General features: G+C 58.8%; 19 protein-coding genes. 3 read left to right on the forward strand and 16 right to left on the reverse strand.

Annotated elements, in window-relative coordinates:
* Nucleotides 1–8: 8 nt before the first annotated feature.
* The 9 genes from deoC to F3I47_RS15850 form a co-directional block, all read right to left on the reverse strand.
* On the reverse strand, nucleotides 9–788 hold the full coding sequence (deoC, locus tag F3I47_RS15810) for a deoxyribose-phosphate aldolase (protein ID WP_140924952.1): 780 nt from the start codon (nucleotides 786–788) through the stop codon (nucleotides 9–11).
* A 209-nt stretch (nucleotides 789–997) separates the two neighbouring features.
* Nucleotides 998–1795 carry a TatD family hydrolase gene (locus tag F3I47_RS15815; protein ID WP_150030422.1) on the reverse strand — a complete coding sequence of 266 codons (798 nt, stop codon included), beginning with the start codon at nucleotides 1793–1795 and terminating at the stop codon, nucleotides 998–1000.
* Complete coding sequence (locus F3I47_RS15820) at nucleotides 1792–2844, reverse strand: patatin family protein (RefSeq protein ID WP_150030420.1); 1053 nt, start codon at nucleotides 2842–2844, stop codon at nucleotides 1792–1794. The genes F3I47_RS15815 and F3I47_RS15820 overlap by 4 nt, the downstream gene beginning before the upstream one ends.
* A gap of 219 nt (nucleotides 2845–3063) precedes the next feature.
* On the reverse strand, nucleotides 3064–3225 hold the full coding sequence (locus tag F3I47_RS15825; protein ID WP_003848537.1) for a DUF1328 domain-containing protein: 162 nt from the start codon (nucleotides 3223–3225) through the stop codon (nucleotides 3064–3066).
* Between the two features lie 98 nt (nucleotides 3226–3323).
* The gene (gene osmY / locus F3I47_RS15830; protein WP_046102542.1) at nucleotides 3324–3938 is read right to left on the reverse strand and encodes a molecular chaperone OsmY; all 615 of its coding nucleotides are present in this window, start codon (nucleotides 3936–3938) and stop codon (nucleotides 3324–3326) included.
* A 258-nt stretch (nucleotides 3939–4196) separates the two neighbouring features.
* Nucleotides 4197–5783: a peptide chain release factor 3 gene (gene prfC / locus F3I47_RS15835; protein WP_150030418.1), complete on the reverse strand. Its 1587-nt coding sequence runs from the start codon at nucleotides 5781–5783 to the stop codon at nucleotides 4197–4199.
* Between the two features lie 284 nt (nucleotides 5784–6067).
* Nucleotides 6068–7171, reverse strand: a complete 1104-nt coding sequence (locus tag F3I47_RS15840) for a M20 peptidase aminoacylase family protein (RefSeq protein WP_150030416.1) — start codon at nucleotides 7169–7171, stop codon at nucleotides 6068–6070.
* A 4-nt stretch (nucleotides 7172–7175) separates the two neighbouring features.
* Nucleotides 7176–7652, reverse strand: coding sequence for a YjiG family protein (locus tag F3I47_RS15845; RefSeq protein ID WP_009087211.1), 477 nt, complete (start codon nucleotides 7650–7652; stop codon nucleotides 7176–7178).
* Nucleotides 7642–8310 carry a nucleoside recognition domain-containing protein gene (locus F3I47_RS15850; protein ID WP_009087213.1) on the reverse strand — a complete coding sequence of 223 codons (669 nt, stop codon included), beginning with the start codon at nucleotides 8308–8310 and terminating at the stop codon, nucleotides 7642–7644. Before F3I47_RS15850 ends, F3I47_RS15845 begins: the two co-directional genes overlap by 11 nt.
* Nucleotides 8311–8801: 491 nt before the next feature.
* Between F3I47_RS15850 and ftnA the strand changes: the two genes are divergently transcribed.
* Nucleotides 8802–9308, forward strand: a complete 507-nt coding sequence (gene ftnA, locus F3I47_RS15855) for a non-heme ferritin (RefSeq protein WP_009087216.1) — start codon at nucleotides 8802–8804, stop codon at nucleotides 9306–9308.
* A gap of 279 nt (nucleotides 9309–9587) precedes the next feature.
* On the opposite strand, the gene F3I47_RS15860 is transcribed toward ftnA, so the two are convergent.
* Both F3I47_RS15860 and F3I47_RS15865 read right to left on the reverse strand, forming a co-directional pair.
* Nucleotides 9588–11951: a TIM-barrel domain-containing protein gene (locus tag F3I47_RS15860; protein WP_150030414.1), complete on the reverse strand. Its 2364-nt coding sequence runs from the start codon at nucleotides 11949–11951 to the stop codon at nucleotides 9588–9590.
* Nucleotides 11952–11961: 10 nt separating this feature from the next.
* Complete coding sequence (locus F3I47_RS15865; protein WP_150030411.1) at nucleotides 11962–13272, reverse strand: MFS transporter; 1311 nt, start codon at nucleotides 13270–13272, stop codon at nucleotides 11962–11964.
* A gap of 223 nt (nucleotides 13273–13495) precedes the next feature.
* Between F3I47_RS15865 and F3I47_RS15875 the strand changes: the two genes are divergently transcribed.
* Nucleotides 13496–14560, forward strand: coding sequence for a LacI family DNA-binding transcriptional regulator (locus tag F3I47_RS15875; RefSeq protein WP_058958356.1), 1065 nt, complete (start codon nucleotides 13496–13498; stop codon nucleotides 14558–14560).
* On the opposite strand, the gene F3I47_RS15880 is transcribed toward F3I47_RS15875, so the two are convergent.
* Both F3I47_RS15880 and F3I47_RS15885 read right to left on the reverse strand, forming a co-directional pair.
* On the reverse strand, nucleotides 14551–17406 hold the full coding sequence (locus tag F3I47_RS15880) for a bifunctional diguanylate cyclase/phosphodiesterase (protein ID WP_009087225.1): 2856 nt from the start codon (nucleotides 17404–17406) through the stop codon (nucleotides 14551–14553). The genes F3I47_RS15875 and F3I47_RS15880 overlap by 10 nt on opposite strands.
* A gap of 280 nt (nucleotides 17407–17686) precedes the next feature.
* A complete protein-coding gene (locus F3I47_RS15885; protein ID WP_009087226.1) occupies nucleotides 17687–18286 on the reverse strand; it encodes a cupin domain-containing protein in 600 nt (199 codons plus the stop codon).
* Nucleotides 18287–18597: 311 nt separating this feature from the next.
* Here F3I47_RS15885 and F3I47_RS15890 point away from each other — a divergent pair, with 311 nt between their 5' ends.
* A complete protein-coding gene (locus F3I47_RS15890) occupies nucleotides 18598–19080 on the forward strand; it encodes a YlaC family protein (protein WP_046102548.1) in 483 nt (160 codons plus the stop codon).
* Here F3I47_RS15890 and F3I47_RS15895 read toward each other — a convergent pair.
* The 3 genes from F3I47_RS15895 to F3I47_RS15905 all read right to left on the reverse strand — a co-directional run bounded on the left by F3I47_RS15895 (nucleotide 19077) and on the right by F3I47_RS15905 (nucleotide 24983).
* Entirely contained in the window at nucleotides 19077–20480 is a 1404-nt protein-coding gene (locus F3I47_RS15895; protein ID WP_140924944.1) for a PLP-dependent aminotransferase family protein, read from the reverse strand. The genes F3I47_RS15890 and F3I47_RS15895 overlap by 4 nt on opposite strands.
* Nucleotides 20481–20614: 134 nt before the next feature.
* On the reverse strand, nucleotides 20615–22759 hold the full coding sequence (locus F3I47_RS15900; RefSeq protein ID WP_150030409.1) for a bifunctional diguanylate cyclase/phosphodiesterase: 2145 nt from the start codon (nucleotides 22757–22759) through the stop codon (nucleotides 20615–20617).
* A 139-nt stretch (nucleotides 22760–22898) separates the two neighbouring features.
* Entirely contained in the window at nucleotides 22899–24983 is a 2085-nt protein-coding gene (locus tag F3I47_RS15905; protein WP_058956421.1) for a bifunctional diguanylate cyclase/phosphodiesterase, read from the reverse strand.
* Nucleotides 24984–25017: the final 34 nt, after the last annotated feature.

Genomic DNA, 25017 nt, shown 5'->3' on the forward strand with positions numbered 1-25017 from the left:
CAGAAGGATCAGTAACCGGCTTTGCTGGTGTCGCTGTCGTGACCCAGGGTATTCAGCAGGCTCGCCAGCAGGCTGGAGGCACCAAAGCGGAAATGGCGCGCATCGGCCCAGTCGGCGCCCAGCGTCTCTTCCGCCATTTGCAGATAGAGTGCGGCATCTTCCGCGGTGCGCACGCCGCCCGCAGGTTTAAAGCCAACCTGCTCACTGACGCCTTTATCCCGGATCACATTCATCATGATCTGCGCCACTTCGGGCGTCGCGTTGACCGGCACTTTGCCGGTAGAGGTTTTGATAAAGTCGGCACCGGCGTCGATGGCGATTTCTGACGCCTGACGAATCAGCGCTTCCTGCTTCAGCTCACCGGTTTCGATGATCACTTTCAGCAGCACATTCGCTTCCGCACAGGCCGTTTTACAGGCTTTGACCAGATCGAAGCCGACCTGACTGTTCCCGGCGATCAGCGCGCGATAGGGGAACACCACATCCACTTCATCGGCACCGTAGGCGATTGCGGCACGGGTCTCGGCCAGCGCAATGTCGATGTCATCATTGCCGTGCGGGAAGTTCGTCACCGTGGCGATACGAATCTCCGGCGTGCCCTGCTCGCGCAGCGTTTTACGCGCAATCGGAATAAAACGCGGATAGATGCAGATTGCGGCGGTGTTGCCTGCCGGGGATTTGGCCTGATGGCACAGGGCGATCACTTTTGCATCAGTGTCGTCCTCATTCAGGGTGGTCAAATCCATCAGTTTCAGGGCGCGCAGGGCGAGGTGTTTGATATCGGTCATGAGGCTCTCCAAAGAATCGGGGTGCAACCCACCGGCTCGCCGGCGGAATGTTATAATAATAACACTTTGAAGCGGCCTGATATGTGCCAGCAGTCACATAGAAATAAGAAATTGGTGCAAAATTACCACGCAGGCTGTGACAAAAATCGCAGATAACGCGGAATAATGGCCATTATACGTCACGCGATGCGATGTTACTATTATCACATTCAGGGGCGCAGCGCCGGAAAAGTGGGATCGAGCCGGAACAGCTGCTGGCTGTTGTGCCACAGGGCATCGGCAATTTCTTCAGGTGACTCGTCACGCAGGCTGCAGAGCACCTCCCACACCCGACGCGCCCGTTCAGGACGATTGGGCTGGCCCTGAAAGCCCTGCAGCGGCATATCAGGGGCATCGGTTTCCAGCAGCAGCGAAGAGAGCGGCAGCTGCGCCACGGTCTGACGGGTTTTGCTGGCGCGCTCATAGGTGATGGTGCCGCCAACGCCAATCGCATAGCCCAGCCGGATAAAAGCCTGCGCCTGCTGCAGGCTGCCAGCAAAGCCATGCACCACGCCACGGCGCGGCAGATCGTGACGACGCAGGATCTGCGCGAGTTTGTCATGCGTGCGCCGTGAATGCAGGATCACCGGCAGCTGATAGGTTTTCGCCAGCTTAAGCTGCGCCTCAAGAAAGCGCTGCTGCTTATCAAACTGCGGATCGTCGCGATAGAGATCCAGCCCGATCTCGCCGATCGCCACCAGCTTACGCGGTCGCTGTTGCAGCAGCGTTTCAAGCTGGTCGAGATGAGAGGCCTGATGCGCTTCAATCACAATCGGATGCAGCCCCAGCGCGGCATATAAGGCCGGATGCGCCGCGGCCAGCGCAGAGACCCGCTCAAAGCGGCTGGCATCAATCGCCGGAACGATGATCTTCTCCACGCCCGCCTCAGCGGCGCGCGCCAGGCTGGCGGGAATGTCCCCCTCAAACGGCGGAAAGTCGAAGTGGCAGTGCGTGTCGATAAACTTCATGCCAGCGATCCTTTGTCGTAATGCTCATCGTTATCCGCCAGCGGTGGTGTGATAATCTGGCGGGTATCGGGCGCGTTCGCCACCGGGGCAGCGGGCGTGACGATGCGCGGCGAGGTCAGCGATTCCGCATCGCTCAGCCACTGCCCCAGCGTCGCGAGGAAATAGCGGCCGCAGCGCCGTCCCAGATGATAATCCTGATTCAGTGAGCTGATGCGGCTGCCAAGCGCACTGCTGGCCAGCGCATGCGGCGGAAAGATTTCGATGATACGCAAATCATCGGGGGGATTCTCAATGAACTGCTGAATTTCCCGATAGCTCTGCTCGTGCCGGTTGACCACATTCACCATTGGCTGCAACGCGCCGGTGCTGAGCCAGCGCTCCATCCGCCTGAACCATTTCGGCGTGTAGAACATCTGCGACGGTACGGTGCGGATCACCACGATGGTGTCAGCCCCGCGACGGGCCGCCTCCCGCACCGGAATGGCATCGCTGATGCCGCCGTCGAGATAGCTGATCCCCTCCAGATTAACCCCCAGACGGTAAAAGCCGGGGATGGCGCTGGAGGCTTTGATCAGATCCAGCCAGTTGTCGGCAGTGGGCGTGAAGTAGCCAGGGGTGTAATCGTCACTGCGGCAGGCGCACATATAAAATTCGCGGCCGCTGGAGAACATCTGCTCTGCACTGCTCATCGCCAGCGGAAATTCACTGCGGGTAATCTCAATCAGCCAGTCGAGATCGATAAGATTTCCCCCGCGCACAAAGCGCAGCGGATCGAAAAAGAGTTTGCTGGTGGTATATCGGGTAATGACGCGCCGGGCATAGCCGGGCTGACCACAGACATAGGCAGAGAGATTTTGTGCACCGGCAGAGGTGCCAAGCATCAGCTGAAACGGGTTAAATCGGGCGCGCTGAAATTCATCCAGGACACCGGCGGTGAAAATACCGCGCTGACCGCCGCCTTCACATACCAGGGCAATCTTCTGCGATTTAAAGGGGATCAGTGCCAGAGGTTCAATGGCACCAAGTGTGACAGGAATGCGTATACCCACTGTGCGAACCTCAGAAGGTCTCCGGGCAGGCTGGGGGAGCAATCCGCTTGCAGCGGCAGCATTCCGGAGAACCAGTCCTCTATTCCTTTAACCGGTAAACCTGCCAGGCAGGCTTACCACCGTCGCGATATGAAGGTGTCCCTCTCTTCACGTCTGTCGCTGACGATGACTGGTCTCCGCTCTATGCTTTGCGTTGCATTACACTGCAGGACTCATCGGCTAAAGCTTTTTACGGCCGGTAAACAGGCTGATGAGGAACAGGATAATACCAACAACGAAGACAACTTTAGCTGCCCATGCTGCTGTACCCGCTAAACCGCCAAAACCTAACGCTGCAGCAATCAGTGCGATCACCAGAAAAATAATGCCCCAACGAAACATAAGCCTCTCCTTACCCTATTTAAATTCGAACTGCTTATTTCATCCCCGGATGGGTCTCTTTTATTCGTGCGGCCACAACCGTGACCGCACTGCAGCCATTAAGATTTAACCGTCAGGTCATTCTTAACGCTTTTCACGCCTTCAATGGCTTTAGCGATGCTTTCAGCACGGTCTGACTGTGCCTTACTCGCCACATGCCCTGAAAGCTGAACAACGCCGTCGGTGGTTTCAACTTTAACGTTGCGCGACGGAACAATGTCATCCGCTAATAGCTTAGCTTTAATTTCGCTGGTCGTTGCGGCATCGCCCGCATAACCTTTCACAGAAGTGGTTTTGCTGTCTCTGACGTGTAGTTTGTCGCTGACGGATTTAACACCTTCGATTTTCTGCACCACAGCCACAGCCTTTTCAGCCTGATCCTGTGAGGTGACGAAACCGCTTAAGGTCACGACGCCCTGATGCGTTTTTACCGAGATATCCGTGCTTTTAATGGCGTCGTCATCCACCAGTGCCGCTTTGGCTTTGGCGGTGATGCCGCTGTCATCCATATAACCATCGACTTTTTTCATAGAACTATCGATTTTCGAACCCGCGCTGTCGGCAGTCTGAGACGCTTTCTGAGAAAGTGATTCGTCAGCCAGGGCGCTGCCGCTGATCAGTGCTGAGCCAATCATGGCGGCCATCAGGGTTTTAGCAATCTTAGTCTTGTTCATCGATATCTTCCTTCTATCAGTTAACTCACCCAAAACTGTGGGCGAAACAGCAGCACAGGTGCCGCTGCGTTACAGGACGTAAGGACAAGAGAAGTCTCTTTCGCCGTCCGATAGAATAATCATAGTCGGCATTTTGCGATTTGCCTGGCTAACTGGTTGATCGCACGTTAAAACAGCAGAAAAACAGGGTTTTTAGGAGGAGTCTGTAGCGGGGAAAACAGGGCCATTCCCTGCTGGAATGGCCCGGAAACAGCGCGATCAGTGCTCGCGCGTTTTGCGGAAACGAACGTCCGGATAACGTTCCTGGGTAATATTGAGGTTGACCATGGTAGGCGCGATATAGGTCAGATTATCGCCGCCATCGAGCGCCAGGTTAACTTCGTTTTTACGCTGGAAGCCATCAAACTTTTTCACGTCGTCGCACTCAACCCAGCGCGCCGTAGAGACGTTGATCGCTTCGTAGATCGCTTCGACGTTATATTCGCTCTTCAGGCGTGCGACGACCACGTCGAACTGCAGCACCCCGACCGCCCCCACGATCAGATCGTTGTTGTGCACCGGGCGGAACACCTGCACGGCGCCCTCTTCCGACAGCTGAACCAGCCCTTTCAGCAGCTGTTTCTGCTTCAGCGGATCGCGCAGGCGGATACGGCGGAACAGTTCTGGCGCGAAGTTCGGAATCCCGGTGAACTTCATATTTTCACCCTGAGTAAAGGTGTCGCCGATCTGAATGGTGCCGTGGTTATGCAGGCCGATGATGTCGCCAGGATAGGCTTCTTCCACATGGGAACGGTCGCCCGCCATGAAGGTCAGCGCATCGGAGATCATCACATCTTTGCCGGTGCGCACCTGACGCAGCTTCATCCCCTTTTCATACTTCCCGGAAACCACACGCATAAAGGCGACGCGGTCACGGTGTTTCGGGTCCATGTTTGCCTGGATCTTAAAGACAAAGCCGGTGAACTTCTCTTCCTGCGCTTCTACAGTGCGGGTGTCGGTCTGACGTGGCATCGGACGCGGCGCCCAGGAGACCAGGCCATCCAGCATATGATCCACGCCAAAGTTACCCAGCGCGGTCCCGAAGAAGACCGGCGAGAGTTCGCCGCTCAGGAACGCTTCCTGCTCAAACTCGTGCGAGGCACCCTGCACCAGCTCCAGCTCTTCACGCAGCTGCGTCGCCAGATCTTCACCGACGGCGCTGTCAAGTTCCGGGTTATTCAGCCCCTTCACGATGCGCACGTCCTGAATGGTGTGCCCTTTACCGGACTGGTAGAGGTAGGTCTCATCTTTGTAGAGGTGATAAACCCCTTTGAACAGCTTGCCGCAGCCAATCGGCCAGGTGATCGGTGCGCAGGCGATTTTCAGCTCGCTTTCCACCTCATCCAGCAGCTCCATCGGATCGCGGATGTCACGGTCAAGTTTGTTCATAAAGGTCAGGATCGGCGTATCGCGCAGACGGGTGACTTCCATCAGCTTACGGGTACGATCCTCGACGCCTTTCGCGGCATCGATCACCATCAGACAGCAGTCCACGGCGGTCAGGGTGCGGTAGGTGTCTTCCGAGAAATCTTCGTGACCTGGGGTATCCAGCAGGTTCACCAGGCTGTCACGGTAAGGGAACTGCATCACCGAGGTGGTAATGGAGATACCACGCTGTTTCTCCATCTCCATCCAGTCCGACTTAGCGTGCTGGTTAGAGCCGCGGCCTTTAACCGTACCGGCGGTCTGGATAGCCTGTCCGAACAGCAGCACTTTTTCGGTAATCGTGGTTTTACCGGCATCCGGATGCGAAATAATCGCGAAGGTGCGGCGGCGTGCCACCTCTTCTAAAAAGGGATTAGACATGAATTCTTCTCAATGGAGCAGCGCGGGTCACAGGCGCTGCTGATAAATCACGGTGGCCGGCAGAACCTTACCGGCGGGTAAACGGTGCCAGAACGATATTTTATCGCTGGCGGGTCAGCGCGAAGTTACATTGGCGTGAATTCCGGTTACCTGGTCAGCTTTAAGGCGGCATAGCATACAATATTTTGCGCGCGCGGCCTACAGGGGAAGGGGCGGGATTTAGCGGAGATAGCGCGGTGAAGAGTGGCCCAGGGCGGGGCTGACCCGCGCCCGCCCTGTTTTCGTTATCCCAGCACCTTTCTGACGCAGGCTTTGAAGATCTGCACGCCGATCTCCAGCGAGCTGAGGTCAAATCGCATATCGGGATGGTGCAGCCCTGGCGTCAGGTTGGTACCCAGTCCCCAGAACCCCGCTTTCACTCCCGGACGCTTCACCGGATAGTAGAAAAAGTCCTCGCTGCCTGGCGTCGTGCGGGCCGGCAGTGCACCCGCTTCGCCCAGTACCTCAACGATAGCGGCGCGGATCACCGCCGTGGCTTCATCATCGATCTCGGCCGCAGGCATCTCTTTCAGCACCCGGATTTCGGCGCTGGCCCCCAGCGCCGCCACGCTGTGGGTGATGGCGCGCGTCACCTGCTCTTTGAGCTGGGTCATCGGTCCATTCTCCTGAGAGCGCAGATCCCACACCACACGGGCTTCATCCGGCACCGAGTTCGTTACCCCGGCATCGCACAGGAAACGGGTCGCTTTAACGCTCCAGGTCAGGCCGGGAGAGAGATGCAGGGCGTTGACCGCCTGCACCGCCTGAACGGCGGCATCAAGCGCATTCACGCCCAGATGCGGACGCGCCGCGTGGGCAGGCTGGCCTTTAATCGTCGCTTCCAGCGTGCTGCAGGCGGAGTAAAGCACCGCAGGCACCGCCTGCCCCACGACACACTCCTCCAGCGGACGCAGATGGAAGCCCAGAATCATCTCTACATCATCCAGCGCGCCCCCCTCGATCATCGACAGCGCACCGGCGCCCAGCTCCTCGGCGGGCTGAAACAGGATCTTCAGCCGGCCACGTTTCACTGTGCCCTCCTGCAGCAGAGCCGCGGCCGCCGTCAGCACCACCGACGAGTGACCATCGTGACCGCAGGTGTGCCGCGCGCAGGGGACACCATCGATCACGTGTCCCAGTGCATCCATATCCGCCCGCAGCGCCAGCACCGGCCCCGGGACACCGCTGTCAATTTCCGCCACGATACCGGTGGTGTTGTTAATGTTGCGCGTCACCTTCAGGCCCGCTTTCTCCAGCTGGTCAGCGATATAGGCCGAGGTTTTGAACTCCTGAAAACCGAGCTCCGGGATTTCATGCAGCGTGTGATAATGCTCCAGTACCTTAGTCAAAACGTTACTCCTGAATAAACAGACGCATAACAGACATGGCGATCAGCGCGTTGATGATGCTGACCAGCATCAGCAGCGGCCAGTATTTTTTGGGTACATCGGCCACACCCAGCAGCCGTCCCATATATTGCAGTTGCGATCCCATCAGAAAAATCGCCGGCGCCAGGATGGTGATATCTGCCCCGGTCAGCAGCCCTTTGGTCAGCAGGCTGACCGCCACCCCGGTTCCCGCCGACGATGAGAGCCAGGCCGTCAGCAGCACCGTGATCGCTTCACCCGGTAAGCCGAACAGCCCCATCACCGGCGCAAAAACATGGCCAAGGAACTGCATGATGCCCAGCAGATTCAGCACCTCCGCCAGCACATAGGCCATTACCACATTCGGCATCAGGTTGTGGATGGCGATATGAAAACCTTTACGTGCGCCGGTAACAAATACGTCAAACGGATTGCTGCTGGCAGTAACGCTTTTATTTTCCATCGATAAAATCCTTCTTATAAACACTGTTTAGCACAGCGCGCGTGATGGCCGCACCGACAAATTTCAGCGCGAACATGACTAACAGCGGAATGATGATCGGCAGCGTCATTGAGGCAAAGAGTGCGGAACCGATGGCGAAGTAGTTATTGATTAACCCGGCCCCGGAATATTGCCAGGCGCTCATGACCACCACCTCTTTCTTACCGATCTGCTTCTGATCGGCCATCTCTTTCGTTAACGCAGCACCCGCGTCGGTGCTTTGCAGGTCGGTGATGAGTGCCAGCCCGCAATGCCCCGGCAGACCCATCAGGGGTCGGAGTAAGGGCGTCAGCAGCCGGTGCGCCGCCCGAATCGCGCCGTAGTGGGTAAAGATCTCCAGCACGCCCAGCGCCAGCATGACGGTAGGCGTCAGCGACAGGGCGAACAGGAAGCCGGCTTTGGCACTCAGCCCGCCTGCGCCGAGAAAGGTGTTACTGGCGGGATCTTTCATGGTGCCAAAACTGCCGCCCAGCGTGGTGAAATCAAACGCGCCAAGCCATTTCAGACCGTCGACGTTATAAAAGAGCCCGGAAAAAAACAGAATGGCAAAAATTAACGCGACATAACTGCCTCGGGTCGCCGTCATTTTCATCGGTGTAACGCGGGTTTCATCTGACATGATTTTCTCCTGATCACCAGACCAGCCCCTGTTCCCTGTCGGGGCAAGTTTCAATATATGGAACTAAGTTCTAAGCAGGATTTATGCCAGTGCTGACGCAGTCAGCCTTTAATCCTGCCCTGTTTCGCCTCTCCGGCTCTCTCATCCCCGCGATATGTGCGACTGCACGGAAATTTATTTTTGTGTCCGCTGCGGATGCGTGCCTGCTGGCCGTATCCGGTAACCGTGCTCGTATGCCGCCATCAGGGCGATTGCACCAGCAGGATGCTGTACAGGTGCACTAGCGTGGTGCCGTCCCCCTCTGTTTTCAGGCCGATAACCTGTAATACAAAATGAGAATTGGTCGCATTCAAATTGCTGAATAATTCTATTTAAATCAAACAGATAAATTGCCCTGTTTTGCGAAAAAGGCTTCACATTACTAACATATCTGATGCATAATTCGCCGCATCTGCCTGTTTAATTAACATCTTCGTAAAAAGGACTCGGCCATGCTGACTGCTGAAATGACTGGACGTTTAAACGACCAGCTGAACCTGGAATTTTTCTCTGCCAATCTTTATCTGCAAATGAGTGCCTGGTGCTGTGACAAAGGCTTTGAAGGCGCTGCGTCCTTCCTGAAAATGCACTCACGTGAAGAGATGCAGCACATGCAGCGTCTGTTTGACTATCTGAGCGACACCGGCGCAATGCCGGTACTGGGAACCATCGCGGCACCGCCGGTTTCCTTCAACTCACTGAATGAAATCCTGGAGCAGGCGCTGGAGCACGAGCAGCTTATCACCCGTAAAATCAATGAGCTGGCACATGCCGCCATGACCTCGCAGGATTACTCCACCTTCAACTTCCTGCAGTGGTATGTTGCCGAGCAGCACGAAGAAGAGAAGCTGTTCAAAACCGTGCTGGATAAACTGGCGCTGGTCAGCAACAGCGGCAACGGTCTCTTCCTGGTCGACAAAGATCTGGGCCGCATGAGCACCGAGAACCACGCAGAGTAATCTCTTTCAGTCGGTTCAGACTGCTGACACGTCCCTGGTACGCTTTCAGGAAGCCATGATAAAGCTCAGGTAGCAGGGAATACGGTCAGAAGAGGAAAGCGTCCCGCGCCATGGATGGCGCGGGTCGAGCGTGTCATGGATGACGGCTTTTGCGTCTTTCCGATCTGACCGTATTTCCTGCTCAGGCACGATCTCACAGCGAAGCAGGTCCGGTTTTGCTGTTGCCCTTAACGGCCCCGCTTCGGGGCCGGACTTTTCTTCACTGCCACCTCAACACAGCTACTGCAGCCGGTAACTCGCCGCTTTCTCGCCATTCACCCACAGTTCACGATTTTCACCCGCAGGCAGTAACAGCGCGATCTCCCGCCAGGCAGGCTGATAATCACCGCGTTTTTCCACCGTCAGATCGATGCGCGTGGCGCTGCTGCACAACGTCCAGCTGAGCCACAGGGCGTTCCCCTGCTGCCAGCCGTGACTCTCACCATCATCGTCAAAGGTTTGCCCCTGCGTTGTTACCCCTTCAGGGGCAGGCCATATCTGCCACTGCCGCACCGTGTCGCGCCGCGCATTGGTCGTGCTTTCACACTCACCCAGCGGAATAACCGCACCGGCCCGCACCAGCAAAGGCAGCCGATCGAGCGGCGCATCCAGTGTGATCGTCTCGCCGCCCGCAAACGCCCTGCCGCTGTGCCAGTCATACCAGCCACTGGCATGACGGGGCAGATAGACCTGACGGCTGCGCGCGCCCTGCTCCACCACGCTGGCGACCAGCAGATCGCGACCCAGCATAAAATCATCACACTCCTCATAGGTTCGCGGGTCCTGCTCGTGGTCGAGGAAGGTCGGACGCAGCATCGGCTCATCTTCTGAACTGGCCAGCCAGGCCAGCGTGTAGAGATAAGGCATCAGACGATAGCGCAGCCGGATCGCCTCGCGGATCATCGGCGTCACCTCCGGGTACATCCAGGGTTCGTTCACCGTGTGGTCGTCATTCCATGAGTGAATGGTAAAGCGCGGATGCATCACGCCATTCTGTACCCAGCGCACAAACAGCTCGGCATCGGGCTTATCGCCCGAGAATCCGCCGACATCGTGTCCGACGTTAAACAGCCCCGACAGGCTCATGCCCAGCCCCATGCGGATGTTGTAGCGCAGGGTTTGCCAGCTGGTGCGGTTATCCCCGCTCCAGGTCTGCACGTAACGCTGCATCCCGGCGCAGCCGGAACGCGAGATGAGATAGGGACGCTTGTTCGGGGCGAACTGCTGCTGCGCTTCCATGGAGGCGCGCATCATCAGCAGCGGCATCACCGGCCGGATATGCTTGATGGCGATCGGCTGACCAAAGCCGTGACAGCGTGCTTCGCCATCCCACACCTCATATTCGTTATTGTCGTTCCAGGTGGCGTCGATACCCTTTTCCAGCAGCTGTCGGGTGACGTTCTCCTGCCACCAGCGCACCGCCTCCGGATGGGTAAAATCGAGGTGCGAGCCCTCATCATCCCAGAACACCGAACGCTCAGGGCGATCCAGCTCAGAGTCACGAATAAACAGCCCCCGGGCCGCCACTTCCTGATAGCGCGGATGATCCTGCAACAGGCAGGGCTTGATGTTAGCCGCCAGCTTCATCCCGGCATCGTGAAACGCCGCGCTCAGGCCGTCGGGATTCGGGACTTTGTCATAGTTCCAGTGGAACACGTAGCGCTTGTTATTGATCGAGGTATAGCCGGAAGAGAGCTGGAACGAGTCGCAGGGGATCTCATGCTCGTGACACAGGCGAATAAAGGATTGCAGCTGCTGCTGCGCATCCGGCGCGTCGGTGTAGTGCATGGTCGAGCCGCTGTAGCCCAGGCTCCACTTCGGCTGAAACAGTGTCCGTCCGGTCAGGCGGACAAAGGCTTTGGTGACGTCGAGCAGCGTCGGGCCCAGCATCATATAGTAATCAAGGTCGCCCGCCTCAGCGCGGTAACGGCGATAAGGCAGATGATAGTTATCCAGTTCGTTACCGAGATCCAGCCAGCTGCTGCTGAGGTTGTCATAAAACAAACCGAAGCTGACGCCATCGCGCTGCGTCAGGGTAAAGGGAATATGTTTATAGAGCGGGTCGGTGCTGGCGGCGTTGTAGCCCATCGCGTCGAGGTTGCGCATCTCAAAGCGACGGTTGACGCGGTTCAGGTCGCCGCTCTTCTCGCCCAGACCGTAAACCCGATCCTGGGGCTGACGACGCTGATAGTGCTCCACCCCATCCCCGTGCGCGTTGAGCAGATAGGCGCCGGTGTGACGGTCGGCGGTGAGCGGCTGCCAGCTCTCACCATCAAACTGCTCCCAGCTCAGGCAGAGCGGCTGATGCACCGTGACCCGCAGCCGTGACGTGCTGAGGCGCAGCTGCTGGGCATCGTGCTCAACCTGAAAGGGCGGCAGCGTGAAGCCGTCCAGCGCCTCACGATCCCGTCCCTGCCAGGGCACATCCGTGACCGGCGCAATGCTCCAGGTGCGGTCCAGCGCCAGCTCGCCATCGCGCTTCAGCAGAACGCGCATCAGCTTCTCCTCCAGCACGTAAAGCCGCAGGTGATGCCGCTCTTCGACCTTGAGTTCAACAAAGTGGTCGGCCTGCTGATGCAGCGTCCAGTTCTTCAGGGTTTTCATCACGATATCCTTATGGGTTAGCCGGGCGCTGGCGTCGTTCGGCGATCAGCATCACCAGGAAAACGGCACCAATCAGGTCAAAAAAGCCCATCGCCACAAACAGCGGATTAAAGCCGATGGTGTCGGCGGTGACGCCGATAATCAGCGAGAAGATAAAGCTGGCAATCCAGGCGCAGGAGCCGCGCATACCGTTGACCGTCGCCATCTGACGGCGATCGAAACGCTCCACCACCAGCGCACTGAGCATGCAGGAGATGACCTGATGCCCGAAGCCACCGATGGAGATGAGCGCGATAGCCAGCAGGGGATCTTTCACCAGCGTCATCAGCGCCAGCGAAACCATCAACAGCGCGCCCGTCACCGAACTGGCGACAATCGAGTTGACGCGGGTAAAACCGAACCAGCGCACATAAATGCGGGTGAGATAACCGCTGGCGACGCTGCCAAGGTCTGCTGCGAGGAACGGCAGCCAGGCAAACATCACGATCTGCTTCAGATCCATGCCGCGCTCATTGGCGAGGTAGAGCGGCACCCAGAAGCTCAGCACTGCCCAGGCGGGTTCAGCCAGAAAGGCCGGAATCGCAATACCGTAAAACTTCTTCTCTTTACCAATCACTTTCAGCGCTTTGAAGAACGGCAGCTTCTCGCCGATGGCTTCGTTATCCTGATTGATAAAGTCGCGCTCCTCAGCAGAAAGGCGCGGATGGCTCTGCGGAGCGTGATAGCCCCACCACCAGAAGAGCACCCACAGCAGCCCCAGGCCGCCCGTCAGCAGGAAGGCGCCCTGCCAGCCAAAGTTGATGTGGGAAGCGTAGATAATGGGCGGTGCCAGCATCGCCCCGATGGAGAAGCCGACGCCCGCCCAGCCTGCTGCCACCGGCCGCTCTTTTTTCGGGAACCAGTCACCAATCGCTTTGGCGTTAGCTGGCGTGGCGGCCGCTTCAGACGCCCCCATGACAAAGCGCAGCAGCGCCAGATGCAGCCAGCTTCCGGCCCCGGCGTGCAGCAGACAGGTGACCGACCAGACCAGCGCACAGATCAGGAAGCCCATCTTCAGGCCGATCACATCGATCAGCCAACCGCAGACCGGCTGAAACAGGGTGTAGGCCAGCTGGAACGCTGCCACCACCCAGGAGTACTGTTCGGTACTCATGTTGAGGCTGGTTTTGAGTTCCGGTGCCAGAATGCCGAGTGAGTTGCGGGTGATGTAGTTAACGGTCACACCCAGCAGGAACATCCCCAGCATCCACCAGCGTAAATTTTTAATCACGCGCACTGTGCGTGAAGCACTGACGGGTTTGGTTGTCGATTCGAGGCTCATAGTGCCACTCCTGATTTCCATTGATAAATCACACCGCCTGCTGGCGTACCGCGTGTCCTTTTAGCGAACTTAGAAAAGTGCGAAACGTGGGTACAGCCTCTTTTTTGCAACTCTTTTCATGGCAGGCTGATTACCGGCAGGAAATGACACTGAAACGCCCATCTGACGCGATTCAGCAGGTTATGAAAAATTTTTCACTGGCAGATTTGAAGGCGATCACAGAATGAAACAAAGGCTGAAAGTAAGCGAAATTGCGGCGCTGAGCGGCGTTTCGATCAGCACGGTGTCACGGGTACTGGCGGGCAAAGCCAACACCCGCCCCGCCACCCGCGACAAGGTGCTGGCCGTGGCGCAGCAGCAGGGTGTGCTGGATAACCTGCACAGCGGTCGCCTGCTGCTGAATAATCTGATGGTCTTCGCGCCGCCGCGAGCCTTCGACGTGCGCAGTGACATCTTCTACTACAAAGTGATTCAGGGGATCAGCCAGGCGGTGGAGCCGCACGAGGTGCGGCTGCGCTACTCTCCGCTGGAAGAGGTGGAGAGTGACGCGGCGCTGTTTATCGACAAAATGCAGCAGACCGAAGCGGCAATCCTGATCGGCATTGATGATGAGCACATTCATCAGCTGGCGGCGGAGATGAACAAACCCTGCGTGCTGATTAACGCCCGCGATCGCCGTATGCGGCTGCCTTCGGTTTCGCCGGATCATCAGCTGATTGGGGAGTTTTCAGCCCGCTACCTGTTTGAGCAGGGGCACCGGCAGATCCTGTCGCTGCACTGCCTGCGCCGCTACACCATGGAGCAGCGGCTGCAGGGCGTGCGTGACGCCTGGCATGCGATGAATCTGCGCTTTGACAGCCGTCAGCATCTGCTGACGCTGAACAGCTTCAGCAGCAATGAAGCGGCGGAACGGCTCGGTGAATATCTGCGCCACTGCCCGGACGTGCTGCGCCCGACCGCCATTCTGGCCAGCGGTGATTACATTGCCGCAGGTGCGGTCAGCGCGCTGGAGCAGGCGGGCCTGCGGGTGCCGCAGGATATTTCGGTCATGAGCATGGATGGCTTTAACCTGGCCGCCATCCACGATATTCCCCTGACCTCAGTGCAGGTGCCGCGTGATGAGCTGGGGGCCGCCGCCGTGAAAGTGCTGCAGGAGATGCGACTTAATCCTGCCACCCCGGCCGGCACCCTGCTGCTGAATGGCCGGCTGGTGGTGCGCGAATCGGTGCGCCGCATCCGCGACAACCTCAGCCATGCGCCGGTTCAGCAGCATGGCCTTTACGACTGACCCAGCGTTTTCAGCCGCAGTTCCGACGGCTGAGGACGCCCGAACAGGAAGCCCTGGAACAGCGTACAGCCCTCATCGCGCAGCTTCATAAACTGCTCATCGCTCTCCACCCCCTCGGCGGTGATCTGGATATCCAGACTGCGACTCATGCCGGTAATGGCCCGGATAATCGCCAGCGCCTCACGGCTGTCCCCCATGTCGTTAATAAAGGATTTGTCGATTTTGATTTTGTCGAACGGGAAGGATCGCAGATAGCTCAGCGACGAATAGCCGGTACCAAAATCATCCAGCGCAATCTGCACGCCCAGCGCCTTGAGATTCTGCAGGGTACGGATATTCCCCAGCGAATCATCCAGCAGCACCGATTCGGTGATCTCCACCTCCAGCCGCGCCGGATCCAGCCCGGACTCCTGCAGTGCACCCTCCACCACCGGCACCAGTGAGCTGTTTTTAAACTGCAGCGGTGAGAGGTTAACCGACACAGACTGGTTGCCTTCCCAGCTCGCCGCTTCACGACAGGCTTCATAGAGCGCAAACGCGCCCAGCATATGAATCAGGCCGGTCTCTTCCGCAATCGGAATGAAGTCGTTGGGCATGATCAGGCCACGGATCGGATGATGCCAGCGCATCAGCGCTTCATAGCCAATGATGGTGTGGTGGTCGCCATTGGTGATGGGCTGGTAGTAGAGCCGCAGATGCCCGCCGCTGATCGCATCGCGCAGGTCATTTTCAATCAGGCGGCGGCTGCGTGCCACGTCGTCCATCTCCAGCGTGAAGTGCTCAAAGCGGTTACGGCCGTTGCGTTTGGCCTCATACAGCGCCATGTCGGCACAGCGCAGCAGCTGTTCCGGCGTGTTGGTGATGGTGGTGCTGAGCGCAATACCGACGCTGAGCCCGACCGAGAGGTTATGACCTTCGATGTTGACCGGCGGACGAATGGCCTCGATCAGCCGCTGCGCGACCACGCTCGCCTCGTCGCCGCTGGCAACCGACGGCAGCACGATGGCGAACTCATCGCCGCCGATACGCGCCAGGGTATCCTGATCGCGCAGCACGTTGCGCAGCCGCTTCGCCACACTGCGCAGCAGCTCATCGCCAATCTGGTGGCCCAGCGCATCGTTCACATTCTTGAAATTGTCCAGATCCAGGCAGAGCGCGGCGGTCTGACGCGGCGTCTGACCGGCGTTGCGCAGCGCTTCACTCAGGCGCTGGCGGAACAGGATACGGTTCGGCAGGCTGGTGAGGTTGTCATGGTGCGCCATGTGGTGAATGCGGGCATCTGCGGCGCGCTGGTCGGTCACATCTTCCACCAGCAGCATCAGATAGTTACGCCGTGCATCCTGACCATTAATCGCGGTGGCGCGGGTGTGCAGGATGCGCTCACCGCTGGCGGTCATCAGCAGCTGTTCACGCTCATGCATCCCCTCGCTGCGCAGCGCCACATCCGCCAGATTGTTGAAATAGTCGCTTAACTCAGGCGACATGCATTCATGCGGCCGTTTGTTGACGATCAGCGATTTCGACAGGCCAAACAGCTGCTGGGTACGGTCGTTGACCAGCAGAATCTCACGGGTAATGGCATCTTCGACAATCACGCAGGAGGGGATGTTGGCGATGATGTTATCGAGAAAGCGGGAGAGCGCCGTTTTCTGGGTACTCTGGGCTTCCGCCAGATCGCGGGCGCGCAGCACCTGCTGCTCCTGCTCACGGCGCTCCGTCCGGTCGCGGGTAATCTTGGCGAAGCCGATCAGCTTGCCATCATCGTCGTGGATCGCGTCGATCACCACGTGCGCCCAGAAGGCGCTGCCATCTTTGCGGTAGCGCCACCCCTCATCTTCGAAGCGACCGGTCTTCAGCGCAATGCCGAGGTTGGCTTCCGGCGTTCTGTTCAGCCGCTCCTGAGCGCTGTAAAACAGCGAGAAGTGCTGACCCACGACCTCTTCCGCCCGGTAACCTTTGGCGCGCTCGGCACCGGCGTTCCAGTTCACCACCACGCCGTCGATATCCAGCATATAGATGGCGTAATCCGTGACGCCCTCCACCAGCAGCCGGAAGCGTCGCTCCTGTTCGCGCTGCTCATTGCGTACGCGCTGCTGTTCGGTACAGTCGCGGGTGATCTTGGCGTAACCCAGCAGCTTACCCTGATCGTCACGGATCGTGTCGATCACCACATGCGCCCAGAAGGCGCTGCCATCTTTGCGGTAGCGCCAGCCTTCATCTTCAAACCGGCCGGTGCGATAGGCGATCTGCAGGTTCTGACTGGGAACGTGATTCAGACGATCCTGCGCGCTGTAGAAGCGGGAAAAATGCTGGCCGACAATCTCTTCGGCTACATAGCCTTTGGCGCGCTGGGCGCCGGCGTTCCAGTTCACGACGTTGCCGTCGATATCCAGCATATAGATGGCGTAATCGGTGACGCCCTCCACCAGCAGACGGAAGCGCGCCTCCTGTTCCCGCTCTTTGCGCTGCTGCTCCTGCTGCCGGGTACAGTCGCGGCAGACCACAGCGAAGCCCACCAGCTGCGCCACATCATTGCGGATAGGATAGATCACCACATGCGCCCAGAAGGTGCTGCCATCTTTACGGCAGCGCCAGCCTTCGTAATCATAACGTCCTACGGTGGCGGCAATATCGAGTTCCCGCTGCGGCAGACCGCGACGACGATCCTCTTCGTTGTAAAACACGGCGGCATGCTGACCCATAATTTCTTCTGGCCTGTAACCCAGAACGTTCAGCCCGCCTTCATTCCAGCTGGCGACGGTTCCGTCCGGTTTGAGCATGGCGATCGCGTAGTCGATCACGCTTTGTACCAGCATGCGATAGATGACATCAGAGTTATTATCCATTGTTATTTGCCTGCTGCTCGGTAGCCTGGTCATGGCTTAGGAATGTTCTTAATACATCTGCGGAGACTACAGCGGAAATGGGCTGTGAAGACAAGTGTATTAAGAAGAATAACTAATCTTAACAGGGGAGTTATCGGCAGCGGCGAGCAAATGTTCAATGGTGTCGCGATCGGGGCGAGCGCGCGCGCCTAAGGCGCAGAGCGGGATTGCGGGAAGGGGGGGAAAAGCGCGAGACGGGCTCGCGCATCGTTATTCAGCAGCGTGTCTGAAGCACCTTCCCTTATGGCTGCGGCTGCATGGCGGCAATCGGCTGCCAGATTTCTGTCAGTGCGCCCTCTTTACCGGTGAAGGGATCCTGGGTCGGCAGAGGCACTTTTTTCACCTGCTCCTGCGCCATTTTCAGTTTCGCTGGCTCATCGCGCAGTGTCTCGGGCGACATGCCACGCGGATAGGCTCCGACCACCATAAAGTCTTCACTGGCGCTGACCTGCCGGTGGCCGACGCCCGCCGGGATCAGCACCGCATCGCCGGCGCGCAGCGTCACCATCCGGCCACTGTCACCGCCAAACAGCACTTCCGCCCAGCCTTCAGCCACACCCAGCAGCTCATGGGTGTTGGGGTGGTAGTGGGTGTAAGGGAAAATCGGATAGCGCCAGGCGGGTGGCCAGCCGTTTTCTTCGAAGGTTTTCTCAAACCATGCGGCGATCTCCTCCTCTTCCGGCACCACGCGTGGCCAGATAATCAGAGGTAACGGGTTATTCGGCACGCCGCCCGACGGAATGGCGAGCATCAGGTGCTGAGGATTGTCAGACGCCCCGGCCGAAAAGGTGCCGGCGGCAAAAGACATCATCAATAACAGACTGGAGGATGGGGTACGCATGCAGGTTCTCCGCTTTTTTTATCAGTGTGGCAAACCTGCGCCACAATGCAATGTGCGCCAGGCGACAGAATTGAGATAATTGACTGATATTGCTGACTAAAGCCAAATGCGGCGTTAACTACAGGGTGTTCCCCGCCCTGCACCACCACGGGAAGCGGTTCTGACTACGGTAAAATGTTGCAAAATGTCAGGCCGCCCGGAGCAGGACGCCGGTCACGGTTCAACTGTTATATAAAAATCGCACAGATCTGTTTCTGATATCCTTGACTGTTATCTGTTCTAATCGCTAGCAGATCACAGAGAGGTAACCAATGGACGCTATTAAACAAATCCTGATTGACGAGATCGCCACGCTTAACCGCGAAGAACGTCGCGACAATTTGCCGCGCTTCAGCCTCTCGTTTCTGAAAAACCATCCCGGCCTCTGGGCGGTGATGTACCTGTGCTATGGCCTGTGCGTTGCGCTGATTTTCACGACCGAGATGCTTGGCTGGCCCGCCTTCTGGTTTGCGACCATCTTTGTCCTCGTGATGAGCCTGCTGATGCTGATGGACATCAACCCGAAATATCGCTTTGAGGATATCGACGCCCTCGATCTGCGCGTCTGCTACAACGGCGAGTGGTATTACATTCAGCCGGTGCGCGAGCAGGCCGTTTCGCAGATTCTGTCGCTGCCCGAGACGCCGGAACGGGTGAAGAGCGGCATCCAGCGCCTGCTGTCGCAAAAAGGCGAAGTCGATTTTTATGATGTCTACTACCTGACCTGGGGCCATCAGGAAGCGGCGCGGGTTTAATCTGCCCCGCTTTCCGCCATTAACCGACCCAGCGTTTCGATTGCCGCCTCGGCCCGGCTGTCCCACGGCCAGGCGGTATTCAGCCTGAAGCAGTGACTGAACTGCTCGCCTGCCGAAAATAACTGTCCCGGTGCAATACTGATCCCCTGCGCCAGCGCGCGCTGATAAAGCCGGGTGGTATTGATCCGTTCAGGCAGCGTCACCCAGAGAAAATAACCGCCGAGCGCCTCGCTGAGTGTGGCCTGAGGTGGCAGCACCTTCAGGAGCGCCTGGCGCACCATCTGCTGTCGCTTCGCCAGGATCTGCCGCAGGCGCTTCAGGTGGGTGTCATAACGCCGTGTCGCCAGAAAATCCGCCAGCGCCAGCTGCATGGGCGCGCTGGTCGAGAGCGTGCTCATCAGTTGCAGCCGCTGAATGCGCTGCGCATGCTGTCCCGCCGCCACCCAGCCAACGCGAAATCCCGCCACCAGCGATTTTGAAAATGACCCACAGTGCAGCACGTTGCCCTGACGATCCCAGGCTTTGGCCGGCAGCGGTGCGACATCGCCTGTCCAGAGTTCGGCATAGACATCATCTTCAATCATCGGCACCTGATAGCGCGCCAGCAGCGCCACCAGTTGCTGTTTGCGTTCCGGGGTCAGGGTGACGCTGAGCGGGTTCTGCAGGGTGGTCATCAGCCAGCAGGCTTTAACCGGCCAGCGCTGCAGCGCCTCCTCCAGCTGGGCGAGATCGATGCCCTGTTTTGCATCCACCGGGATCGCCAGCGCTTTCAGCTTGAGCCGCTCAATCGCCTGCAGCGCGCCATAAAAACCGGGATGCTCAATCACCACGTAATCGCCCGGCTCGGTGAGGGATTGCAGGCTGAGATTCAGCGCCTCCAGCGCTCCGCTGGTGATGACAATTTCATCCGGTGACAGCGTGATGCCCTGACGCGCATAGCGCTGCGCCAGCAGCTGTCGCAGCGTGGCGTTACCGGGCGGCAGGTTATGCAGCGCATCGGTTGGCGTGAGGTGATGGGAGACATTCGCCAGCGAGCGCATCAGCTGACGCTGCGGAAACAGCGCGGGGTCGGGAAAGGCGGAGCCAAACGGCACAATCGCCGGATCGCGCGTTGCCTGCAGCACATCAAACACAAAGTCGTTGATATCCACCTGCTCGCTGATCGCCACGCTCATGGGCGCGGGTGCCAGCGCGCGGGGCGCGACGTAGTATCCCGACTGGGGACGGGAGACGATCCAGCCCTGGCTCTCCAGCAGCTCATAGGCGTGCAGCACCGTCATCAGGCTGACGCCCTGCTGCGCCACCTGCTGGCGCAATGAGGGTAAGCGTGTGCCCGGCAGCCAGATGCCGGCCTCTATCTGCTGCTGAATCTCATCCATCAATCGCTGGTATTTCGCCACGGCTCATCTCTCCTTGTCTGACCGCGTGACTTTACCACGCGCGGCGGCCAATGACAGGCGGCATGAACCGCTTAAACAGCCCCATTGCACTGACGCAACGCGCACGGGACGCTTTTTCAGCCCCGACGCGCGCGTCAGACCGCTGCCACCTCTGGCGTCAGCGGCCGATCGACATCCGCAATCAGGCCCGTGCTGGCCACCGTTTCTTCAGTTTCTGCCGCGACAAAGTCGGTCAGCTCCGGTACCCGCTCCGGCGGAACCGGCTTGCCCAGCAGATAGCCCTGCAGCGTATTGCAGCCCAGGCTGGTCAGAAATGCCTGCTGTTCGGCGGTCTCTACCCCTTCAGCCACCACTTTAAGTTGCAGCGACTGCGCCAGCGCCACGATGGCCGACACGATGGTGGCATCCTCTTTCTGATGCTGCAGCTCGTTCACAAAGGCCCGGTCGATCTTCAGTTCGCTGGCCGGTAATCGCTTCAGATAGAGCAGGCTGGAGTAGCCGGTGCCGAAATCATCAATCGAGGCTTTCACGCCCAGCCGGGTCAGCTCGGTCAGGATACGCACGCTCTCATCGGGATCGCGCATTGCGGTGGTCTCTGTCACCTCCAGGGTCAGCAGCTCGGCCGGAATCTGATGTTTTGCCAGCGCCTCAACCACCGTCTCCACCAGATTCGACTGCTCAAACTGCAACGCCGAGAGGTTAACCGCCACCGACCAGTGCGGGTGCCCCTGCAGATGCCACTGGCGCAGCTGGCGGCAGGCTTCCTGAATCACCCAGTTGCCGATATTAACAATCATCCCGGTCTTTTCCGCCATCGGCAGGAATTTATCGGGCGACAGCAGGCCATGCTGCGGATGCTGCCAGCGCAGCAGCGCCTCAAAACCGAGGATCGGACCACGCGGGGCGCAGAATTTTGGCTGGTAGAAGAGGCGCAGCTCATCATTATCCAGCGCCTGCCAGAGATCGTTATTCAGCTGCAGCTGACTCTGTGCCTGAATATTCATGGAGGGCTGAAAGAAGGTATACCCGTTGCGGCCATTATTTTTGGTGTGGTACATCGCCGCATCCGCATTGAACATCAGCTCCCGCTCATCCACTCCGTCGCCGGGATAGACGGCAATTCCGAGACTCAGGGAAACCACCAGTTCATAGCGGGAGATATCAAACGGGCGATCCACCGCTTTGACCAGCTTATCGGCGACGGCCGCGGCATCATTGGGATCGTCAATCTCCACCAGCAGCACGAACTCATCGCCGCCAAGCCGCGCCAGCGTGTAGTAGCCGGTCATCTGCTGGCTCATTCTCTCGGTTACGCCAACCAGCAGACTGTCACCAATATGGTGACCAAAGGCGTCGTTAACCGCCTTGAAGCCATCCAGATCCATAAACATCAGGGCGAACTGCGTCTGTTCACGGTTCGCTTTGTTGATCGCCTGCTCCAGCCGATCTTCCAGCAGGATGCGGTTTGGCAGCCGCGTCAGGTTATCGTGCAGCGCCAGCTGGGCCAGCTCGCGATTCGCCTCCGCCAGAGAGCTGGCGAGAATCGAGGTGCGCGCCTGCATCCGCGCATCCAGCATGGAGACCAGCAGGGTAATCCCCAGGATAGAGAGGGTGACCACGGTGACCAGAATCGCCAGCCAGTTGCTGTTGACGCCCTGCCCCACCGAATGACTGTGCGCGGGAAACTCGGCGGCCATCATGCCGGTGTAGTGCATGCCTGCAATGGCAAACCCCATCACCACTGCGGCGCCAATCCGCAGCAGCGTGACCCGGCTGGTCTGCCCTTCGCGCAGGTTAAAGGCGAGCCACAGCGCCGCGCCAGAGGCCGCCAGGGCGATGATTACCGACAGCCCCACCCAGCCCCACTGCCAGACGATACCGGGCGAGAACATCAGGGCCGCCATGCCGGTGTAGTGCATCGCCACCACGCCGCTGCCGAGGATCAGCGCGCCGCCCGCCAGCCGCGGCCAGGGCAGATCGCTATGGCAGACCAGCCACAGCGCAAATATCGACGCACACACCGCGATGGCGGCAGAGAGCGCGGTCAGTGAGGCGTTGTAGCTCATCACCATATCCATGTTCATCGACAGCATGCCGATAAAGTGCATCGCCCAGATGCCGATCCCCATGGAAAAACCGCCGCCGAACAGCCAGACCAGCGCGACTTTGCCGGTCGAATGCACCACCCGCCCTGCCATATCCAGCGCGGTAAACGAAGCCAGCATCGCGACCAGAATCGAGACGATAACAATAAAAGAGTCGTATGAGGTCACTAACATAGTGCATTCCCGCAAAAAGCCGTGCTTGTGGTTAGACAGAGGAGAGTGTTCTTTTTGTTATCGGCACCGCCTGGCGGTTAATGAGCCGCGCAGGCTGCGTGCTTTCACTTACTCTGATTGCTGAAAACTATCGTGACGTTCAGCCGGAGAGTGACGCCACCGGCTGTCGCCGTGAGGCGAAACGGAACGCGTCAACCCGATCCGCCGGGGTCGGTTTACCCAGCAGATACCCCTGCAGGGCATCAAAGCCTAAGCTGGTGAGTAAATGCTGCTGCTCTTCGGTTTCCACCCCTTCCGCCACCATCCGCAGGTTGAGACTCTGCGCCAGCGTCAGCATGGCGCTGACCACCGTTGCATCTTCACTGCCGGGCCGCAGGCAGTTGATAAAGCTGCGGTCGATTTTGAGTTCGCAGGCATCCAGATCTTTGAGATGCAGCAGGTTGGCATAGCCGATGCCAAAATTATCAATGGCGACGCTGATACCCGCCTGCTGCAGTTCGCGGATGCGCTGCTGGCTGAACAGCGGGTCGCGCATGGCTATCGTTTCGGTGATCTCCAGCATCAGCGCGCTGGCTGGCAGCTGGAAGTGCGCCAGCGTCCGGGTCAGCGTGGTCAGTAGATCGCGCTGATGAAACTGCAGGGCGGAGAGGTTCACCGACACCGTCCAGTCACTGTGGCCCTGATTGTGCCAGCTTCTCAGCTGGCGGCAGGTCTCCTCGATCACCCAGTTGCCAAGCGCGACGATCTGTCCGGTCTTTTCGGCGCGCGGCAGAAACAGCTCCGGCGTCAGTAACCCGCGCAGCGGATGCTGCCAGCGCAGCAGCGCCTCGAATCCCAGTAACAGGGTGCCGCCGGAACTGAATTTGGGCTGATAGAACAGGCGCATCTGCTGGCGCTCTATCGCCTCCCACAGATCGTTCGCCAGCTCCAGCTGATGCTGGGTCGCATCGCTCATCGCCGGTTCAAACAGGCACCAGCCATTGCGCCCGTTGTGTTTGGTGTGATACATCGCCGCATCCGCATTGAACAGCAGCTCATGCCGGTTTCGGCCGTGCAGCGGAAAGATTGCAATGCCGGCGCTGAGTGACACGTGCAGCACATAGCGGTCAAGTTCAAAGGGGGTGCTGATCACCTTAACCAGCTTTTGCGCCAGCTGACGGGCTGGCGTGATATCCAGCGCCTCTGCCATCAGCACAAACTCATCGCCGCCCAGACGCACCAGCAGCATCGTGGTCGTGAGCTGGCTGCGCAGCCGCTCCGCGACCGCGACCAGCAGGCGGTCACCGACGTGATGTCCCCAGGTGTCATTCACCGCTTTGAAGCCATCCAGATCCATATAGAACACGGCAAAGCGGCTCTCCTGCAGCATCGCCTGTTTAATCGCCAGATCGAGCTGCTGCTCCAGCATGACCCGGTTCGGCAGCGCGGTCAGGTTGTCGTGCATCGCCAGCTGGCGCAGCTCCTGGTTGGCACGATTGAGCCGCGCCGCCAGCCGTGCCGCGCGCAGCTGAGCGTCCAGCATGGAACTCAGCAGCGTGACGCTCAGAATAAGCAGGGTGATCAGCGTTACCCATACCGCCAGCCCCGGATTGCTGAGGCCATGCGGCTGCATGGTGCTGCTCGGGCTGAACCGTGCGGCGGCCATGCCCACGTAGTGCATACCGGCGATGGCGATGCCCATCACCAGGGAGGCCAGGCTGCGCATCAGCAGCAGATGCTGCTCCCCCTGGCGCAGATGAAACGCCAGCCACAACGCCAGCGCAGAGGCCACAAAGGCGATCAGCACAGAGAGGGCAACCAGCAGAGGATTCCAGTCAGGCCCCGGTTCAATCAGCAGCGCAGACATGCCGAGATAGTGCATGACCACCACCCCCGCGCCCAGGATCAGACTGCCGCGCAGCAGCCGGAAACGGGTGAGATGTACGCCTCCCACCGTCTGTCCGAAAGCCAGCATGGCGGCCAGAATCGCTACCAGCAGCGAGCCTGCCGTCAGCGGCACGTCATAGCGCATCGTCATCGGCATCATCATCGCCAGCATGCCGATAAAGTGCATGGCCCAGATGCCAATTCCCATGGCGGTGCCGCCGACCAGCAGCCAGAATCGGGCAGGCCAGCCCTGTGAAACCGCCACCCGTCCGGCGGTATCCAGGGCTGTAAAGGAGGCAACAAACGCCACGATCAGCGAAATGCCGATCAGGACGTTATCCCAGGTGATATGCAGCATGTGCCACTCCTCACCACCCGTGCTGAACGGGTGC

The organism is Pantoea sp. M_10 (assembly GCF_008631515.1).
In the GTDB taxonomy this organism is placed as follows: domain Bacteria; phylum Pseudomonadota; class Gammaproteobacteria; order Enterobacterales; family Enterobacteriaceae; genus Pantoea; species Pantoea anthophila.

Excerpts from the sequence above, each read along its gene's own strand:
- deoC (WP_140924952.1), bottom strand. The coding sequence starts at position 788 with ATGACCGATATCAAACACCTCGCCCTGCGCGCCCTGAAACTGATGGAT.
- F3I47_RS15815 (WP_150030422.1), bottom strand. The coding sequence starts at position 1,795 with ATGAAGTTTATCGACACGCACTGCCACTTCGACTTTCCGCCGTTTGAG.
- F3I47_RS15825 (WP_003848537.1), bottom strand. The coding sequence starts at position 3,225 with ATGTTTCGTTGGGGCATTATTTTTCTGGTGATCGCACTGATTGCTGCA.
- osmY (WP_046102542.1), bottom strand. The coding sequence starts at position 3,938 with ATGAACAAGACTAAGATTGCTAAAACCCTGATGGCCGCCATGATTGGC.
- prfC (WP_150030418.1), bottom strand. The coding sequence starts at position 5,783 with ATGTCTAATCCCTTTTTAGAAGAGGTGGCACGCCGCCGCACCTTCGCG.
- F3I47_RS15845 (WP_009087211.1), bottom strand. The coding sequence starts at position 7,652 with ATGGAAAATAAAAGCGTTACTGCCAGCAGCAATCCGTTTGACGTATTT.
- F3I47_RS15850 (WP_009087213.1), bottom strand. The coding sequence starts at position 8,310 with ATGTCAGATGAAACCCGCGTTACACCGATGAAAATGACGGCGACCCGA.
- ftnA (WP_009087216.1), top strand. The coding sequence starts at position 8,802 with ATGCTGACTGCTGAAATGACTGGACGTTTAAACGACCAGCTGAACCTG.
- F3I47_RS15860 (WP_150030414.1), bottom strand. The coding sequence starts at position 11,951 with ATGAAAACCCTGAAGAACTGGACGCTGCATCAGCAGGCCGACCACTTT.
- F3I47_RS15865 (WP_150030411.1), bottom strand. The coding sequence starts at position 13,272 with ATGAGCCTCGAATCGACAACCAAACCCGTCAGTGCTTCACGCACAGTG.
- F3I47_RS15875 (WP_058958356.1), top strand. The coding sequence starts at position 13,496 with ATGAAACAAAGGCTGAAAGTAAGCGAAATTGCGGCGCTGAGCGGCGTT.
- F3I47_RS15880 (WP_009087225.1), bottom strand. The coding sequence starts at position 17,406 with ATGGATAATAACTCTGATGTCATCTATCGCATGCTGGTACAAAGCGTG.
- F3I47_RS15885 (WP_009087226.1), bottom strand. The coding sequence starts at position 18,286 with ATGCGTACCCCATCCTCCAGTCTGTTATTGATGATGTCTTTTGCCGCC.
- F3I47_RS15890 (WP_046102548.1), top strand. The coding sequence starts at position 18,598 with ATGGACGCTATTAAACAAATCCTGATTGACGAGATCGCCACGCTTAAC.
- F3I47_RS15900 (WP_150030409.1), bottom strand. The coding sequence starts at position 22,759 with ATGTTAGTGACCTCATACGACTCTTTTATTGTTATCGTCTCGATTCTG.
- F3I47_RS15905 (WP_058956421.1), bottom strand. The coding sequence starts at position 24,983 with ATGCTGCATATCACCTGGGATAACGTCCTGATCGGCATTTCGCTGATC.